This is a genomic window from Streptomyces sp. NPDC096152 (assembly GCF_044763235.1).
Lineage (GTDB): Bacteria > Actinomycetota > Actinomycetes > Streptomycetales > Streptomycetaceae > Streptomyces.
On record NZ_JBIWFW010000001.1, the window covers coordinates 973,382 to 988,674 of the forward strand.

Annotated in this window: 19 protein-coding genes; 17 read left to right on the plus strand and 2 right to left on the minus strand. The window is 73.5% G+C overall.

Annotation, left to right across the window (positions count from 1 at the left end; genetic code table 11):
* The first annotated feature begins 4 nt into the window (after positions 1 to 4).
* The 7 genes from ACIQ9G_RS04265 (at position 5) to ACIQ9G_RS04295 (ending at position 4,868) form a co-directional block, all read left to right on the plus strand.
* Positions 5 to 169 carry a hypothetical protein gene (locus ACIQ9G_RS04265; RefSeq protein WP_043500011.1) on the plus strand — a complete coding sequence of 55 codons (165 nt, stop codon included), beginning with the start codon at positions 5 to 7 and terminating at the stop codon, positions 167 to 169.
* Positions 160 to 807, plus strand: coding sequence for an imidazole glycerol phosphate synthase subunit HisH (hisH, locus tag ACIQ9G_RS04270; RefSeq protein ID WP_403606024.1), 648 nt, complete (start codon positions 160 to 162; stop codon positions 805 to 807). Before ACIQ9G_RS04265 ends, hisH begins: the two co-directional genes overlap by 10 nt.
* A gap of 4 nt (positions 808 to 811) precedes the next feature.
* Complete coding sequence (gene priA, locus ACIQ9G_RS04275) at positions 812 to 1,537, plus strand: bifunctional 1-(5-phosphoribosyl)-5-((5-phosphoribosylamino)methylideneamino)imidazole-4-carboxamide isomerase/phosphoribosylanthranilate isomerase PriA (protein ID WP_392194614.1); 726 nt, start codon at positions 812 to 814, stop codon at positions 1,535 to 1,537.
* The gene (locus tag ACIQ9G_RS04280; protein ID WP_403606028.1) at positions 1,534 to 1,929 is read left to right on the plus strand and encodes a RidA family protein; all 396 of its coding nucleotides are present in this window, start codon (positions 1,534 to 1,536) and stop codon (positions 1,927 to 1,929) included. The genes priA and ACIQ9G_RS04280 overlap by 4 nt, the downstream gene beginning before the upstream one ends.
* Entirely contained in the window at positions 1,926 to 2,681 is a 756-nt protein-coding gene (gene hisF, locus ACIQ9G_RS04285; RefSeq protein ID WP_356187616.1) for an imidazole glycerol phosphate synthase subunit HisF, read from the plus strand. Before ACIQ9G_RS04280 ends, hisF begins: the two co-directional genes overlap by 4 nt.
* Before the next feature lie 158 nt (positions 2,682 to 2,839).
* Positions 2,840 to 3,430: an ArsR/SmtB family transcription factor gene (locus tag ACIQ9G_RS04290; RefSeq protein ID WP_403606031.1), complete on the plus strand. Its 591-nt coding sequence runs from the start codon at positions 2,840 to 2,842 to the stop codon at positions 3,428 to 3,430.
* A gap of 193 nt (positions 3,431 to 3,623) precedes the next feature.
* Complete coding sequence (locus ACIQ9G_RS04295; RefSeq protein ID WP_403606035.1) at positions 3,624 to 4,868, plus strand: MFS transporter; 1,245 nt, start codon at positions 3,624 to 3,626, stop codon at positions 4,866 to 4,868.
* A gap of 79 nt (positions 4,869 to 4,947) precedes the next feature.
* Here ACIQ9G_RS04295 and ACIQ9G_RS04300 read toward each other — a convergent pair whose 3' ends face one another.
* The gene (locus ACIQ9G_RS04300) at positions 4,948 to 5,583 is read right to left on the minus strand and encodes a TIGR03085 family metal-binding protein (protein ID WP_403606038.1); all 636 of its coding nucleotides are present in this window, start codon (positions 5,581 to 5,583) and stop codon (positions 4,948 to 4,950) included.
* 116 nt (positions 5,584 to 5,699) lie between these two features.
* Between ACIQ9G_RS04300 and hisI the strand changes: the two genes are divergently transcribed.
* Positions 5,700 to 6,092, plus strand: a complete 393-nt coding sequence (gene hisI / locus ACIQ9G_RS04305) for a phosphoribosyl-AMP cyclohydrolase (protein WP_403606041.1) — start codon at positions 5,700 to 5,702, stop codon at positions 6,090 to 6,092.
* An 11-nt stretch (positions 6,093 to 6,103) separates the two neighbouring features.
* The gene (locus ACIQ9G_RS04310; RefSeq protein WP_403606044.1) at positions 6,104 to 7,603 is read left to right on the plus strand and encodes an anthranilate synthase component I; all 1,500 of its coding nucleotides are present in this window, start codon (positions 6,104 to 6,106) and stop codon (positions 7,601 to 7,603) included.
* Positions 7,604 to 7,633: 30 nt separating this feature from the next.
* On the opposite strand, the gene ACIQ9G_RS04315 is transcribed toward ACIQ9G_RS04310, so the two are convergent.
* Positions 7,634 to 8,824 carry a peptidase S8 gene (locus ACIQ9G_RS04315; RefSeq protein ID WP_403606047.1) on the minus strand — a complete coding sequence of 397 codons (1,191 nt, stop codon included), beginning with the start codon at positions 8,822 to 8,824 and terminating at the stop codon, positions 7,634 to 7,636.
* Between the two features lie 285 nt (positions 8,825 to 9,109).
* Between ACIQ9G_RS04315 and ACIQ9G_RS04320 the strand changes: the two genes are divergently transcribed.
* From ACIQ9G_RS04320 to ACIQ9G_RS04355, 8 genes are all read left to right on the plus strand, one after another.
* A complete protein-coding gene (locus ACIQ9G_RS04320; RefSeq protein ID WP_403606050.1) occupies positions 9,110 to 9,757 on the plus strand; it encodes a TIGR02234 family membrane protein in 648 nt (215 codons plus the stop codon).
* 232 nt (positions 9,758 to 9,989) lie between these two features.
* Positions 9,990 to 10,241 carry an HGxxPAAW family protein gene (locus ACIQ9G_RS04325; protein WP_403606053.1) on the plus strand — a complete coding sequence of 84 codons (252 nt, stop codon included), beginning with the start codon at positions 9,990 to 9,992 and terminating at the stop codon, positions 10,239 to 10,241.
* Positions 10,242 to 10,362: 121 nt separating this feature from the next.
* Complete coding sequence (locus tag ACIQ9G_RS04330; RefSeq protein ID WP_403606056.1) at positions 10,363 to 10,863, plus strand: DUF2752 domain-containing protein; 501 nt, start codon at positions 10,363 to 10,365, stop codon at positions 10,861 to 10,863.
* 166 nt (positions 10,864 to 11,029) lie between these two features.
* A complete protein-coding gene (trpC, locus tag ACIQ9G_RS04335; RefSeq protein WP_403606059.1) occupies positions 11,030 to 11,839 on the plus strand; it encodes an indole-3-glycerol phosphate synthase TrpC in 810 nt (269 codons plus the stop codon).
* A 46-nt stretch (positions 11,840 to 11,885) separates the two neighbouring features.
* Positions 11,886 to 12,086 carry a tryptophan biosynthesis modulator TrpM gene (gene trpM, locus ACIQ9G_RS04340; protein WP_403606062.1) on the plus strand — a complete coding sequence of 67 codons (201 nt, stop codon included), beginning with the start codon at positions 11,886 to 11,888 and terminating at the stop codon, positions 12,084 to 12,086.
* 99 nt (positions 12,087 to 12,185) lie between these two features.
* Entirely contained in the window at positions 12,186 to 13,469 is a 1,284-nt protein-coding gene (trpB, locus tag ACIQ9G_RS04345) for a tryptophan synthase subunit beta (protein WP_403606065.1), read from the plus strand.
* Positions 13,466 to 14,284 carry a tryptophan synthase subunit alpha gene (gene trpA, locus ACIQ9G_RS04350; RefSeq protein WP_403606068.1) on the plus strand — a complete coding sequence of 273 codons (819 nt, stop codon included), beginning with the start codon at positions 13,466 to 13,468 and terminating at the stop codon, positions 14,282 to 14,284. Before trpB ends, trpA begins: the two co-directional genes overlap by 4 nt.
* A 147-nt stretch (positions 14,285 to 14,431) precedes the next feature.
* A complete protein-coding gene (locus ACIQ9G_RS04355) occupies positions 14,432 to 15,205 on the plus strand; it encodes a DsbA family protein (RefSeq protein ID WP_403606071.1) in 774 nt (257 codons plus the stop codon).
* Positions 15,206 to 15,293: the final 88 nt, after the last annotated feature.

The window sequence follows — 15,293 nt, forward strand, 5'->3', positions numbered from 1 at the left end:
AACCATGAACGGACTGTCGACCGTCCTGATCGTCGTCGGCCTCTTCCTCGTCGGCGGGATCATCTCCTTCGCCAAGCAGAAGATGCCCACGAGCCTGATCGTGCTGCTGTCCATCGGCGCGGCCATGTGCCTGGTGGCCGGCGTCATGCGGCTGGAGGTGTGGAATTGAGCGCGCCCAAGAGCGTCGTGGTCTTCGACTACGGCTTCGGCAACGTCCGCTCCGCCGAGCGCGCCCTCGCCCGCGCCGGCGCCGACGTCGAGATCACCCGTGACTTCGACCGGGCGATGAACGCCGACGGCCTGCTGGTGCCGGGCGTCGGCGCCTTCGCGGCCTGCATGAAGGGCCTCAAGGAGGCGCGCGGCGACTGGGTCGTCGACCGGCGGCTGGCCGGCGGGCGCCCGGTGCTCGGTATCTGCGTCGGGATGCAGATCCTGTTCGCGCGCGGCATCGAGCACGGAGTCGAGGCCGAGGGTCTGGACGAGTGGCCCGGCACGGTCGAGCCGCTCCAGGCCGACGTGGTGCCGCACATGGGCTGGAACACCGTCGAGGCACCGGCGGGCTCCGAGCTGTTCGCCGGTCTGGACGCGGACGAGCGCTACTACTTCGTGCACTCCTACGCCGTCCACGACTGGCGGCTGGAGTCCGAGAACCCGGCGATGCAGGCCCCCAAGGTCACCTGGGCGACCCACGGCAAGCCGTTCGTGGCCGCCGTGGAGAACGGCGTCCTGTGGGCCACGCAGTTCCACCCCGAGAAGTCCGGCGACGCCGGCGCGCAGCTGCTCACCAACTGGATCGGAACCCTGTAGAGACATGGCCAAGCTCGAACTCCTCCCCGCCGTCGACGTCCGCGACGGCCAGGCCGTCCGCCTCGTGCACGGCGAGTCAGGCACGGAGACCTCCTACGGCTCCCCGCTGGAGGCCGCCCTGGCCTGGCAGCGCTCCGGCGCCGAGTGGCTGCACCTGGTCGACCTGGACGCCGCGTTCGGCACCGGCGACAACCGCGAGCTGATCGCGGAGGTCGCGAAGGCGATGGACATCAAGGTGGAGCTGTCCGGCGGCATCCGCGACGACGCCTCGCTCGCCGCCGCCCTGGCCACCGGCTGCACCCGCGTCAACCTGGGCACGGCCGCCCTGGAGACCCCCGAGTGGGTCGCCAAGGTCATCGCCGAGCACGGCGACAAGATCGCGGTCGGTCTGGACGTACGCGGCACCACCCTGCGCGGCCGCGGCTGGACCCGCGACGGCGGCGACCTGTACGAGACGCTGGAGCGGCTGAACAAGGAGGGCTGCGCGCGCTACGTCGTCACCGACATCGCCAAGGACGGCACGCTGCAGGGCCCGAACCTGGAGCTGCTGAGGAACGTGTGCGCGGCGACGGACCGCCCGGTGGTCGCCTCCGGCGGCGTGTCCTCGCTGGACGACCTGCGCGCCATCGCCGGCCTGGTGCCGCTCGGTGTCGAGGGCGCGATCGTCGGGAAGGCGCTGTACGCGAAGGCGTTCACCCTGGAAGAGGCGCTGGAGGCGGTGGCCCAGTGAGCGACGTACGACGCGTCACGACCGGTGCGCCCTGGGAGGACGCCTTCGGCTACTCCCGTGCGGTGGAGCTGCCGAACGGGCTGGTGCTGGTCGCGGGCTGCACGTCGATAGTCGACGGCGAGATCGCGGGGGGCGGTCCGTACGAGCAGACGGTCAACGCCTTCAACGTCGCGTTCGCGGCGCTGGCACAACTCGGCCTCGGCCGCGACGACGTCGTGCGGACGCGCATGTACCTGACCCACGCGCGGGACGTGGACGATGTCGGACGCGCTCACAAGGAGCTGTTCGACGCCGTCCGGCCCGTCGCGTCCATGACCATCGTGTCCGGCTTCGTGGACCCCAGCCTGGTCGTCCAGGTCGAGGTGGAGGCGTTCCGAGGAGTGTCCGCATGACGCTGGCCGTCCGAGTCATCCCCTGCCTGGACGTGGACAACGGCCGGGTCGTCAAGGGCGTCAACTTCCAGAACCTGCGCGACGCGGGCGACCCCGTCGAGATGGCCAAGGTGTACGACGCCGAGGGCGCCGACGAGTTGACGTTCCTGGACATCACCGCCTCCTCGGGCGACCGGGAGACGACGTACGACGTCGTGCGCCGCACGGCCGAGCAGGTGTTCATCCCGCTCACGGTCGGCGGCGGGGTCCGCACGGCCGAGGACGTGGACCGGCTGCTGCGGGCCGGCGCCGACAAGGTGGGCGTGAACACGGCCGCGATCGCCCGCCCGGACCTGATCCGTGAGATCGCCGAGCGCTTCGGCCGGCAGGTGCTGGTCCTGTCGGTCGACGCCCGGCGCACGGAGGGCGGCACCTTCGAGGTGACCACCCACGGCGGCCGTCGCGGCACCGGCATCGACGCCGTGGAGTGGGCGCACCGGGCCGCCGAGCTGGGCGCGGGCGAGATCCTGCTCAACTCCATGGACGCCGACGGCACCAAGGACGGCTACGACCTGGAGATGATCACGGCCGTCCGCAAGCACGTCAGCGTCCCGCTGATCGCCTCGGGCGGCGCCGGGCGGCTCGCCGACTTCCCGCCGGCCGTCGCGGCCGGCGCGGACGCGGTGCTGGCGGCCTCGGTCTTCCACTTCGGCGACCTGCGCATCGGCGAGGTGAAGCAGACGCTGCGGGAGGCGGGGCATCCCGTGCGGTGACCTCCGCCGGGCCGTACCGGCCCGGCCGGTCGTACCGGTCCCGCCAGTCCTGAGCCCCGGTTGCCCGACGGGTGGCCGGGGCCTTTTCGCGGCAGATACGAAAGAGAAGTTGCGCAAAATATGTTGTGCAATTTTTCCTTCGCATCTAGCCTGAGGGTATGAGCAGCAAGGACAGGGACCGCCGCATCACCGACCTGGGCACGCTCAAGGCGCTCGCCCACCCCCTGCGGATGAAGCTGTACCGGGGGCTGATCGTCGCGCGGGCCGCGACCGCCTCGCAGCTCGCCGAGCAGGTCGACGAGGCCGTCTCCCTGGTCAGCTACCACCTGCGCAAGCTCGCCGAGTTCGGGCTCATCGAGGAGGCCGAACCGCGCAGCACGGACAGCCGGGAGCGGTGGTGGGAGCCCGCCTCGGACGGGGTGAGCATCCGCGACGAGGACTTCCGCGACGCCCCCGAGAAGGCGGCCGCGCACACCGCGGCCAGCCGCCTGTTCTTCGAGCAGCGCGCAGAGATGTACCGGCGCTACCTGGACGAGCGGGCGTACTGGGGTCCGGAGTGGAACCGCGTCGCCGAGTCCGCCGAGTCCGCGCTCAGGCTGACGCCCGACGAACTGCTCGAACTGGGCCGGGAGGCGCAGGCCCTGCTGCGGAGGTATGAGGAGCGGGGTCGCGCCGCCGATGCGGCGGGGGACACCGCGGGCCGCGAGAACGTCGCCGTGCATCTGAACGCCTTCCCGTTCCGCGTCTGACCCTTCCGCGCCCGGTCCGTGCCGCGGCTGATCCGTTCCGGGCCCGGTCCGTGCCGCGGCTGATCCCTTTCATGTCCGACCGCCCCGCCCGATCGTTTCCGCTCGCCTCGCCTCGCCTCGCCTCGCCTCGCCTCGCCTCGCCTCGCCCCGACCCGACCCGACCCGTGCTCGCGCGCCCGAGAGGACCGTCCGCATGACCGCCACCGCCGTACCACCGGTCTCCGTCCCGGAGCGGGCCGCCCACCGCGATCCGAACGTGTTGCGCTGGCTGGGCGCCTACACCTCGTCGGCGATCGGCGACAGCGTCTACTTCATCGCGCTGTCCTGGGCCGCCGTCCAGGCCGGGACGCCCGCGCAGGCCGGGATCGTGACGGCGGCCGGTGCCGTGCCGCGGGCCCTGCTGATGCTCGGCGGGGGAGTGGTCGCCGACCGCTACGGCCCGCGCCGGGTGGTCGTCGGCAGCGGCACGGCGCGCTGCGCCCTGGTGCTCGCCGCGGCCGGGCTGCTCCTCGCGACCGGGCCCGGGCTGTGGACGCTGGGCGTGGTGGCGGTCCTCTTCGGGGTCGTCGACGCCGTCTTCCTGCCCGCCGCGGGCGCCCTGCCCGTCCGGATCGCCGCCCCGGCGCAGCTCGCCCGGGTCCAGGGCATGCGGGGCTTCGCCGTCCGGCTGGCCACCGTCCTCGGCGGACCGCTCGGCGGGCTCGGTGTCGCGCTCGGCGGCACCGCCGGTGCCTTCGGACTCGCCGCGCTGCTCATCGGCGTGTCCCTGCCGGTGCTGCTGACCCTCCGGGTCCGGGAGCTTCCCCCGGGCGAACGCACGGAGCGGGACGCCGTCCTCGCCGAGCTGCGCGACGGTTTCCGCCGGATCGGCCGGGACCCCGTGCTCCGCGTCCTGGTCGTCGTCATAGCCCTCGGCGACCTGGGCTTCGTGGGTCCGCTGAACCTCGGGCTGACCCTGCTGGCGGAGCAGCGCGGCTGGGGCTCGTCCGGCATGGGCTGGGTGCTGGGCGGGTTCGGCCTCGGCGCCGGGGCCGCCTCACTGCTGCTCACCGTGCGCGGACGGGTGCCCCGCGCCGGGCTGGTCCTGGCCGTGGCGGAGAGCGCGGGGGCCCTCGCCGTCGGGGGGCTCGCCCAGGTGCCGGCGGTGGCCGGCGCGGCGGGCGTCGCCCTGCTGATCGGCCTGCTGGCCGGGCTGGGCGGGGCCCTGTCCGGGGCGCTGGTGCAGGCCGCGGCGGGCCCCGCCTACGCCGGGCGGGTCACCTCGGCCTCCACTCTGGTCAGCTTCGGCGTCGCGCCGCTCACCTTCCCGCTCGTCGGCGCGGCCGTCGAACGGTGGGGCACCGGCCCGGTGTTCACCGTCTGCGCCGCGCTCTGCGCCCTGAGCGGCCTGCTGGCCCTGTGCTCCGGCGCCCTGCGCCACGCCGAGCTCCCGCACTGAACGGCACGGGTCCGGCGGATGTCCCGTGCCGAGCCGCGCGAGTCTGTCCGGTGTCCCGTGCCGACCCGCGCGGCCCGTCTCAGAAGCCGAGCTGCTTGGCCTCGTGCAGCTTCGTGACGGCGTCCTGGTCACCGTCCACTTCCACGTGCGCCGCGCTCTGCCGCCCGAACGCGAACAGCAGCAGCTCCGAGGGCTCGCCGGTCACCGTCACGACCGGGGCGCCGCGGTGGGCGACGACGGTCTGCCCGTCGGGGCGGCGCAGCACCAGACCGGTCGGGATGCCGCGCCCCAGCAGCCGGGCCACCCGCTCCAGCCGGGACCACAGGGCGTCCTGGAAGACGGGGTCGAGCTCGCGCGGGGCCCAGTCGGGCTGGGCGCGGCGGACGTCCTCCGCGTGGACGTAGAACTCGACGGTGTTGGCCGCCTCGTCGAGCTGCTTGATCTGGAAGGGGGAGAAGCGCGGCGGCCCGGTGCGGATCAGCCGGATCAGCTCCTCGTACGGCTTCTCGGCGTACTCCTGCAGCACCTTCTCCCGGCGGGGGGCGAGCTGCTTGATCAGCACGCCCGTCACCGCGTCGGGGCGGCGCTCGCGCACCACCACGTGGGCGGCGAGGTCACGGGTCCGCCAGCCCTCGCAGAGGGTGTCGGCGTCGGGGCCCGCGGTCTCCAGGAGGTCGGCGAGCAGGAGCCGTTCACGCTGGGCAAAGGTCGACATACGGTCAGCCTACGACCACGTAGGAGGTACGCCCACCCGGCGGGGCCGCGCGCCGCGGACGCTCAGCCAGTGGACCGCGGCCGGTTCCACGGGTCCCGCGCGGCACAATGGCATCCATGACCAGCACGCCGCCGCACAGCAGCCTCGACGCCGAGATCGCCGCGCGCCTCAAGCGCAGCGCCGACGGGCTCCTCCCCGCGATCGCCCAGCAGTACGACACCGGAGAGGTGCTGATGCTCGGCTGGATGGACGACGAGGCGCTGCACCGCACGCTGACCACCGGCCGCTGCACCTACTGGTCGCGCAGCCGCCGCGAGTACTGGGTCAAGGGCGACACCTCCGGCCACGTCCAGCATGTCCGGTCCGTCGCCCTGGACTGCGACGCCGACACCCTGCTGGTCAAGGTCGACCAGATCGGCGCGGCCTGCCACACCGGCGCCCGCACCTGCTTCGACGCCGACGTACTGCTCAAGGACGCCGGCTCCGGCGTCCCGGGCTCGGATCAGTGAGGCCGGACGCCATGGACCTCGAGACCTTCCGCAAGCTGGCCACCGACCGCCGGGTCATCCCCGTCACCCGCAAGCTCCTGGCCGACGGCGACACCCCGGTCGCGCTCTACCGCAAGCTCGCCGCCGAGCGGACCGGCACCTTCCTGCTGGAGTCCGCGGAGAACGGCCGCTCGTGGTCCCGCTACTCCTTCGTCGGCGTGCGCAGCGCCGCCACCCTGACCGAGCGGGACGGCCGGACCCACTGGCTCGGCGCCCCTCCGGTCGGCGTGCCCGTCGAGGGCGACCCGCTGGCCGCCCTGCGCGCCACCGTCGAGACCCTGCACACGCCCCGCGACCTCGCGCACGACCTGGGCCTGCCGCCCTTCACCGGCGGCATGGTCGGCTACCTGGGCTACGACATCGTGCGCCGCCTGGAGAAGATCGGCCCCGGTGAGCGGGACGACCTGGGGCTGCCCGAGCTGACCATGCTGCTCACCTCCGACCTCGCCGTCCTCGACCACTGGGACGGCACGGTGCTGCTGATCGCCAACGCGATCAACCACAACGACCTCGACACCGGCGTCGACGAGGCCTACGCCGACGCGGTGGCCCGCCTGGACGCGATGGAGGCGGACCTGGGCCGCCCGGTCGCCCAGCCCCCGGCCGTGCTGCCGCCCTCTGAGCTGCCCGAGTACACCGCCCGCTGGGGCGGCCCGGACTTCCAGGTGGCCGTGGAGGACATCAAGGAGCGCATCCGCGCGGGCGAGGCCTTCCAGGTCGTCCCCTCGCAGCGCTTCGAGACCCCGTGCACCGCGAGCGCGCTGGACGTCTACCGGGTGCTGAGGGCCACCAACCCCTCGCCGTACATGTACCTCTTCCGGTTCGACGGCTTCGACGTGGTCGGCTCGTCCCCCGAGGCGCTGGTGAAGGTCGAGGACGGGCGGGCGATGGTGCACCCCATCGCCGGCACCCGCCCGCGCGGCGCCACCCCGCAGGAGGACCAGGCCCTCGCCGACGAGCTGATGGCCGACCCCAAGGAGCGGGCCGAGCACCTGATGCTCGTCGACCTCGGACGCAACGACCTGGGGCGGGTCTGCGAGCCCGGCTCGGTCGAGGTCGTCGACTTCATGTCCGTCGAGCGGTACTCGCACGTCATGCACATCGTCTCGACCGTGACCGGCCGGGTCGCGGCGGGCCGCACCGCCTTCGACGTGCTGACGGCCTGCTTCCCGGCCGGCACCCTGTCCGGCGCGCCGAAGCCGCGCGCCATGCAGATCATCGACGAACTGGAGCCGTCCCGGCGGGGGTTGTACGGCGGCTGCGTCGGCTACCTCGACTTCGCGGGGGACTCCGACACCGCCATCGCCATCCGCACCGCCCTGCTGCGCGGCGGCACGGCGTACGTGCAGGCCGGAGCCGGCATTGTCGCCGACTCCGACCCGCTCGCGGAGGACACCGAGTGCCGCAACAAGGCGGCGGCCGTCCTCCGCGCGGTGCACACGGCCGGCCGGCTCGGCTCACAGGGGCGTTGAGCGAGGGTCCGGCGGCCGTTCGACGGTGGTTCAGCCGGTGAAGGCCGCCGTTCCGTTCGGGACGCCGAGCCCGGTCGGCCCGTCGTACCCGGTGGTGCCGGTGCACAGGTACGAGCCGCCGCAGCTTCCGTTGGAGCCGCTGGTCACGTCGAACAGCGACGACGTGTGGGCGTACGGGAAGGACGCCGGGTAGGAGCCGGAGGACGGGGCGCCCGCCAGCGCGTAGGTGGCCGCGATCAGCGGAGCCGAGGCGCTGGTGCCGCCGAAGACCATCCAGCCGGTGGCCGAGCGGTAGCTGTCGTAGACCGCGACGCCGGTGTTCGGGTCGGCGACCGCGGAGACGTCGGCGACGGTGCGCTTGGCGCAGCCGCTGTCGGTCTGCCAGGTCGGCTTGGCGTCGTAGGCCGAGCAGCCGGAGCCGGCCCCGCTCCACACGGTGTCCGTCCAGCCGCGGGAGTTGGAGGCGGTGTTCAGGGACGTGCCGCCGACGGCCGTCACGTACCGCGAGGCGGACGGGTACTCCACGCCGTAGCCGTTGTCACCGGAGGAGACGGTGATGGCGACGCCCGGGTGGTTGAAGTACGAGGAGTCGTACGTGGGGTCGTTGGAGGACTCGGAGCCGCCGTAGCTGTTGGAGACGAACTTGGCGCCCAGGTTCACCGCGGTGTTCACGGCCGTGCCGAGGTTGGTCATGCTCGACGAAGTGGCCTCCACCAGCAGGATCTTGCAGTTGGGGCAGGCCGCGCTGACCATGTCGAGGTCGAGGGAGATCTCCTCCGCCCAGCCCGAGTCGCCGCGTGGGTAGCTGGTGCCGCCGTTCTGGTCGACCTTCTTGAAGCAGCCGTTGGCCGTGGTGCAGGCGGGCAGGCCGTACTGCGAGCGGTAGACCCCGAGGTCGGCCTCGGCGTTCGGGTCGTCGTAGGCGTCGACGATCGCCACCGTCTGACCCGAACCCCCGGTCGACGAGGGCAGCTTGTAGGCCGCCTGGAGCGAGGCGGGGCCGTAGCCGGCGGGTGCGGCGGCGGCAGTGAGGGCGCTCTCCGCGTGGGCGGACCTGGGGGTGCCCGCGGTCACCTTGAGCGCGTTGCAGGCCATGACGTCCTTCTGCGTCGGCGCCGCACAGGAGTGCGCGACGGAGACGCCGTGCGTCGTGGACGTCGAGGACGCCGCCTGGCCGAGCGGTGCGGCCAGGGCGAGGGCGGCCGTGGCAAGGGTGGCCACGGAGAATGCGGATACGGTTCTGCGCAACGTACGTTCCTCCAGGAAGGGGTGAACCGGGAAGATGTGGGGGGTGCGCGGTGCAGCCGGTGCGCGGGATGCGCGCCTCGGCCGGGCAGAACGTATGCGTGTCCCGGACACGTCAACAAGATGGACGTTGAACCGAGAACGATCCTTTGCCGTTTCCGGGGCAACCATGTCCTGACCCTGACAAGATCATGGGGAAAGGGTTGCGCGACCCGGTGTTTGCCAACCCCGGATGACGGTTCGCCCGGGGTTCGGGTGATAGTGGAGGGCGTGACTGCCGTACCTCACCCCCGTACCGAAGCCGCCGCCCCCGCCCGGCCCGGCCGCCGGAGCCTCGCCGTCGCCCTGCTGTGCGGAGCGCTCGGCGCGGCCGTGGTGCTGCTGGCCTCCCGGCAGCAGTGGGCGGAGGGCACCGCGACGGTGGCCGGCGGCGCCTTCCCCCTGACCGTCAAGGGCAGCGAGGTCACGGGCGTGCCCGCGGCCCTCGCCGTGGTGGGCCTCGCCGCGCTCGTCGCCGTCTTCGCCGTCCGCCGGGCCGGCCGCTTCCTGGTCGCCGCCCTGCTCGCGCTCTCCGGCGCGGGCGTCGTCGCCGCGGCCGTGCTCGGCGCCACCGACGGCTCGGCCCTCGACGACAAGGCCGCACAGGCCTCCGGCAACACCGCCGCCACCGCCACCGCGCTCAGCCACACCGGCTGGCCCTACGTCGCGGCCGCGGGCGGCGCCCTGCTCCTGCTCGCCGGACTGCTCGCCCTGCGCCACGGCCACCGCTGGCCGGCCATGTCCGGCCGCTACGAGCGCTCCGGGGCGCCCCGTACCCGGGCGGCCCGTCCGGTCGACCCGGACCGTCCGGAGGACCTCTGGAAGGCCCTCGACCGCGGCGAGGACCCCACCGGCACGGAACCGGCCTGACCGTTTCCCGCGATCATCCTCCCGGAACGGTGGTCAGGGCCTTTCTCCGGATCGGCCCGGCTCCGGGGGCGGTGCCCTGCGGGCTGCCGAACACGCGACCCGGCAGGATCCGGAAGAGCGGCCCTACGGCGCGTGCCGAGGGACCACCCCCGGTCACTTGCCTTCGGCGGGTACGGGACAATGGACCTCGAGCGTCCGGCTCAGACACGTACACAGCAACGAGGAGCAAGTCATGGCGGGCAGCAGCCACGGTCACACCCCGGCCGCCTGGACCGGTGTCATCATCGCCTTCATCGGTTTCTGCGTCGCGGGCGCCTTCATGGTGATGGCCCAGCCCGTCGGCTTCTGGGCCGGCGTCGTCATCACGCTGCTGGGCGGTGTGGTCGGCGGCGTCATGCGCATGATGGGCCTCGGCCAGCCGAAGGACGTGCACCCGGTCCACCGGGTCGCGGGCGAGCGCGAGCCGGCCGGCGTCGAGGGCTGACACCTCCGCGGCGGACGGGAGCCGGCGTCCGCGCGGCGGAGCCCGGCGACGTGGCGGGGGCGGCCCGGGGCCCGACGAGGTCCGGCCGCCCCTCGCGCGCGTTCGCCCCGCGCGGGGCAGAATGCGAAGCGTGAACGCCGACAGCCAGCGGGTGACCCACGGCCGGACGCCCGTCCCCCGCCCGAGGGGCACGTACCACGGCCGCGCGCTGCCGATGCGGGTCCCGGACGTGCTGCGGCGGGTGGCCGCCCCCGCCGGCCTCATGGCCGCCGTCGCCGGGGCCTTCGCCTACGTCGGGGCCGTGGACCCCAACGAGCCCGGCCACTACCCGGTCTGCCCCCTGCTGCGCCTGACCGGCCTCTACTGCCCCGCGTGCGGCGGCCTGCGCAGCGCCCACGCCTTCGTCCACGGAGACCTCCTCGCGGCCCTGCGGGACAACGCCCCGGCCGTCGTGGGATACGTGGCCTTCGCCGTGCTGTGGACCGTCTGGACGGTCGGCGCGGCCCGCGGCCGGCCGCCGCGGAGCGCGCCCGGGCCGGTGGTGCTGTGGAGTCTCGGCGCCCTGCTGCTGGTCTTCACCGTGGTCCGCAACCTGCCCTTCGGCTTCTGGCTCCATCCCTGATCAGCGGAGGGATGTCCAGTTGGTGGGACCGCTGTCAACCGGATGTGAGGGCTTCGCCGTCCTCCGGATACCATCGCAGTGACCACCGGTTTCGTCCGCGTGAGGCGGCCGCCGGGGGTAGCCAGACCCGCTTGAACAGTCAACCGTCTGAAAGGGGGCCGCTCGCGTGAGTGTGCTCGACGAGATCATCGACGGAGTCCGTGCCGACCTCGCGGAGCGGCAGGCGCGCGTCAGCCTCGACGAGCTCAAGGAGCGCGCGGCGAAGGCCCCCGCGGCCAAGGACGGGGTCGCGGCCCTGCGCGGCGACGGCGTCAAGGTCATCTGCGAGGTCAAGCGCTCCAGCCCGTCCAAGGGCGCGCTGGCCGCGATCGCCGACCCGGCCGGACTCGCCGCGGACTACGAGGCGGGCGGCGCGGCCGTCATCTCCGTGCTCACCGAGCAGCGCCGCTTCGGCGGCTCGCTGGCCGACCTGGAGGCCGTGCGCGCCCGGGTCGACATCCCGGTGCTGCGCAAGGACTTCATCGTCACGTCGTACCAGCTCTGGGAGGCCCGTGCGTACGGCGCCGACCTCGCCCTGCTGATCGTCGCCGCCCTCGACCAGCCGGCCCTGGAGTCGCTGATCGAGCGCGCGGAGTCCATCGGCCTCACGCCGCTCGTCGAGGTGCACGACGAGGACGAGGTGGCCCGCGCGGTGGACGCGGGCGCCAAGATCATCGGCGTCAACGCGCGCAACCTGAAGACCCTGAAGGTCGACCGCGACACCTTCGAGCAGGTGGCCCCGGAGATCCCCGACCGCATCGTCAAGGTCGCCGAGTCCGGTGTCCGCGGCCCGCACGACCTCATCGCCTACGCCAACGCGGGCGCCGACGCGGTCCTGGTCGGCGAGTCCCTCGTCACCGGCCGCGACCCCAAGGCGGCGGTGGCCGACCTGGTGGCGGCCGGGGCGCACCCGGCGCTGCGGCACGGACGGGACTGACGCGTGCCGGACCAGCCGAGAGGCGTACGCCGGTAAAATGACCGCGATGACGCTCCCGCCCTCCGTGTCCGCCCGGGACCCGTACGCCCGCCTCGCGCGCGGCTGCCGGCCCCGGGGCTGCCGTGCGCCCGCACGGCGCGTGCACGGGCGCCGGGTGCGGTACGTCATCGGCGACGAGCCGGGCCAGGTGAACGGCATGCGATGGCGCCCCGGGAGGGGCGCGGGGCAGCGCCCGCCACGCGGCTGAGCCGCGTGAGCGCGACACGCCACCGGCGGCCGGACGGCCGCTGACGCCCCCCGCCCCCACGGCGACTGGTATCCAGCACACTCACCGTGAGGTTTCCGCATGCCCAGCGAGTATTTCTTTCCCGACCCCGAGGGCCGGGTCCCCGACGCCGGAGGCTACTTCGGCGCGTTCGGCGGCAAGTTCATCCCCGAGGCGCTCGTCGCCGCCGTGGACGAGGTCGCCGTCGAGTACGACAAGGCGAAGGCCGACCCCGCCTTCGCCCGCGAGCTCGACGACCTGCTCGTCAACTACACCGGGCGCCCGAGCGCGCTCACCGAGGTCCCCCGCTTCGCCGAGCACGCCGGCGGCGCCCGCATGTTCCTCAAGCGCGAGGACCTGAACCACACCGGCTCGCACAAGATCAACAACGTGCTCGGCCAGGCGCTGCTCACCAAGCGCATGGGCAAGACCCGCGTGATCGCCGAGACCGGCGCCGGACAGCACGGCGTCGCCACCGCGACCGCCTGCGCCCTGTTCGGCCTCGACTGCACCATCTACATGGGCGAGGTCGACACCAGGCGGCAGGCGCTCAACGTGGCCCGGATGCGGATGCTCGGCGCCGAGGTCGTCGCGGTGAAGTCCGGCAGCCGCACCCTGAAGGACGCCATCAACGAGGCGTTCCGCGACTGGGTCGCCAACGTCGACCACACCCACTACCTCTTCGGCACCGTCGCGGGCCCGCACCCCTTCCCGGCCATGGTCCGCGACTTCCACCGCGTCATCGGCGTGGAGGCCCGCCGCCAGCTCCTGGAGCGCGCCGGTCGCCTCCCCGACGCCGCCGTGGCCTGCGTCGGCGGCGGCTCCAACGCCATCGGCCTGTTCCACGCCTTCATCCCCGACGAGGGCGTCCGGCTCATCGGCTGCGAGCCCGCCGGGCACGGCGTCGACAGCGGCGAGCACGCGGCCACCCTGACCGCGGGCGAGCCCGGCATCCTGCACGGCTCCCGCTCCTACGTCCTGCAGGACGAGGAGGGCCAGATCACCGAGCCGTACTCGATCTCGGCCGGTCTGGACTACCCGGGCATCGGGCCCGAGCACTCCTACCTCAAGGACTCCGGCCGCGGCGAGTACCGCGCCGTCACGGACGACGCCGCCATGCAGGCCCTGCGCCTGCTGTCGCGCACCGAGGGCATCATCCCGGCCATCGAGAGCGCCCACGCGCTGGCCGGTGCCCTGGAGGTCGGACGGGAGCTGGGCCCGGACGGGCTGATCGTGGTCAACCTCTCCGGCCGCGGCGACAAGGACATGGACACCGCAGCCCGCTACTTCGGCCTGTACGACACGGACGCCGAGGTGGCCGCCGACCAGGCCGACACCGCCGAGATCGAGGGGGACGCCAAGTGAGCGGCACCATCCAGCTGTTGACGGACACCCTCGCCGCCGCGAAGGCGGAGGGGCGGTCCGCCCTCATCGCCTACCTCCCGGCGGGCTTCCCGACCGTGGACGGCGGCATCGAGGCGATCAAGGCCGCCTTCGACGGCGGCGCCGACGTCGTCGAGGTCGGGCTGCCGCACAGCGACCCCGTCCTCGACGGGCCCGTCATCCAGACCGCCGACGACATCGCCCTGCGCGGCGGCGTCAGGATCGCCGACGTGATGCGCACGGTGCGCGAGGCCCACGAGGCCACCGGCAAGCCGGTGCTCGTCATGACCTACTGGAACCCGATCGACCGCTACGGCGTCGAGCGTTTCACCGCCGAACTCGCGGAGGCGGGCGGCGCCGGGTGCATCCTGCCGGACCTGCCCGTCCAGGAGTCCGCGCTGTGGCGGGAGCACGCCGAGAAGCACGGCCTCGCGACGGTCTTCGTCGTGGCGCCCAGCAGCAAGGACGAGCGGCTCGCCGAGATCACCGTTGCGGGCTCCGGGTTCGTCTACGCCGCCTCGCTGATGGGTGTCACCGGGACCCGCGAGTCGGTGGGCGCGCAGGCGCAGGACCTGGTCCGGCGCACCCGGGCCACCGGCACCGGGCTGCCCGTCTGCGTCGGCCTCGGCGTCTCCAACCCGGCCCAGGCCGCCGAGGTCGCCGGCTTCGCCGACGGCGTGATCGTCGGCTCGGCCTTCGTCAAGCGGATGCTCGACGCGCCGGACCCGGCGGCCGGTGTCGAGGCCGTCCGCACCCTGGCCGGCGAGCTGGCCCGGGGCGTGCGCGGACAGGCGTAGCCGGCGGGCCCGAGCCGGGCCCGTGGCCTGCGGGGCCGAACCGGTCCCGACCGGGCCCGAACCGGCACAACGGAAATATCGGTCACCCGAACGAGTGGACCTGGGACCGGGGAGGCGCAATGCGCCTCCCCGGTTCGTTCTGGGGGTGTGAGCGAGAAGAACCGTGACGGAAAGCGCACCGCCCGCGAGCGGCTGGCGGTCGAGCGCGAGAAGCAGAAGACGGCGGAGAAGCGTCGGCGCACGCTCGTCGTGGCCGCCGCCGTCGTCGGCGTCCTGGGCCTGGCGACGGTGATCGGCGTGATCGCCGCGAACTCCGGAAAGAAGAAGGGCCCGAGCGCGGGCCCGGTGGTGGCGCCCTCGGGAGCGCAGGGCAAGGACAGCCTCGCCGTCCCGGTCGGCAAGGACGGCGCCAGATCGACGCTCACCGTCTGGGAGGACTTCCGCTGCCCGGCCTGCCAGGCCTACGAGGCGGCGTACCGCCCGACGATCCACGAGCTGACCGCCTCCGGCAAGCTGAGAGTGGAGTACCACCTCGTCCGGCTGATCGACGGCAACCTCGGCGGCACCGGCTCGCTCCGCGCGGCCAACGCCGCGGCCTGCGCCCAGGACGCCGGCAAGTTCCCCGCCTTCCACGACGTGCTGTACGAGAACCAGCCCAAGGAGACCGAGGACGCCTACGCGGACAACGGCAAGCTCCTCGCCCTGGCGGGCAAGGTCAGTGGCCTGGACACCCCGGCCTTCCGCGCCTGCGTCACCAAGGGCACGCACGACGCCTGGGTCGACAAGTCCCACCAGGCCTTCCAGGCCGGCGGCTTCTCGGGCACCCCGACCGTCCTGCTGAACGGCAAGACCATCAGCCAGGACCGCACGATGACCCCCGCCAAGCTGAAGCAGGTGGTCGAGGCGGCCGGTCGCGGATGAGCGCGGGCCGGCGGCCGGCGCCGCCGTGCGGCACCTCCTGTTACGGAGCCGTAGCCGGGCCGCCCGACCTCGGCCGGGCCCGGCTGCG

Coding starts and splice junctions, on each gene's coding strand:
- ACIQ9G_RS04265 (WP_043500011.1), top strand. CDS start 5: ATGAACGGACTGTCGACCGTCCTGATCGTCGTCGGCCTCTTCCTCGTC.
- priA (WP_392194614.1), top strand. CDS start 812: ATGGCCAAGCTCGAACTCCTCCCCGCCGTCGACGTCCGCGACGGCCAG.
- hisF (WP_356187616.1), top strand. CDS start 1,926: ATGACGCTGGCCGTCCGAGTCATCCCCTGCCTGGACGTGGACAACGGC.
- ACIQ9G_RS04290 (WP_403606031.1), top strand. CDS start 2,840: ATGAGCAGCAAGGACAGGGACCGCCGCATCACCGACCTGGGCACGCTC.
- ACIQ9G_RS04295 (WP_403606035.1), top strand. CDS start 3,624: ATGACCGCCACCGCCGTACCACCGGTCTCCGTCCCGGAGCGGGCCGCC.
- ACIQ9G_RS04300 (WP_403606038.1), bottom strand. CDS start 5,583: ATGTCGACCTTTGCCCAGCGTGAACGGCTCCTGCTCGCCGACCTCCTG.
- hisI (WP_403606041.1), top strand. CDS start 5,700: ATGACCAGCACGCCGCCGCACAGCAGCCTCGACGCCGAGATCGCCGCG.
- ACIQ9G_RS04310 (WP_403606044.1), top strand. CDS start 6,104: ATGGACCTCGAGACCTTCCGCAAGCTGGCCACCGACCGCCGGGTCATC.
- ACIQ9G_RS04325 (WP_403606053.1), top strand. CDS start 9,990: ATGGCGGGCAGCAGCCACGGTCACACCCCGGCCGCCTGGACCGGTGTC.
- ACIQ9G_RS04330 (WP_403606056.1), top strand. CDS start 10,363: ATGCGAAGCGTGAACGCCGACAGCCAGCGGGTGACCCACGGCCGGACG.
- trpM (WP_403606062.1), top strand. CDS start 11,886: ATGACGCTCCCGCCCTCCGTGTCCGCCCGGGACCCGTACGCCCGCCTC.
- trpB (WP_403606065.1), top strand. CDS start 12,186: ATGCCCAGCGAGTATTTCTTTCCCGACCCCGAGGGCCGGGTCCCCGAC.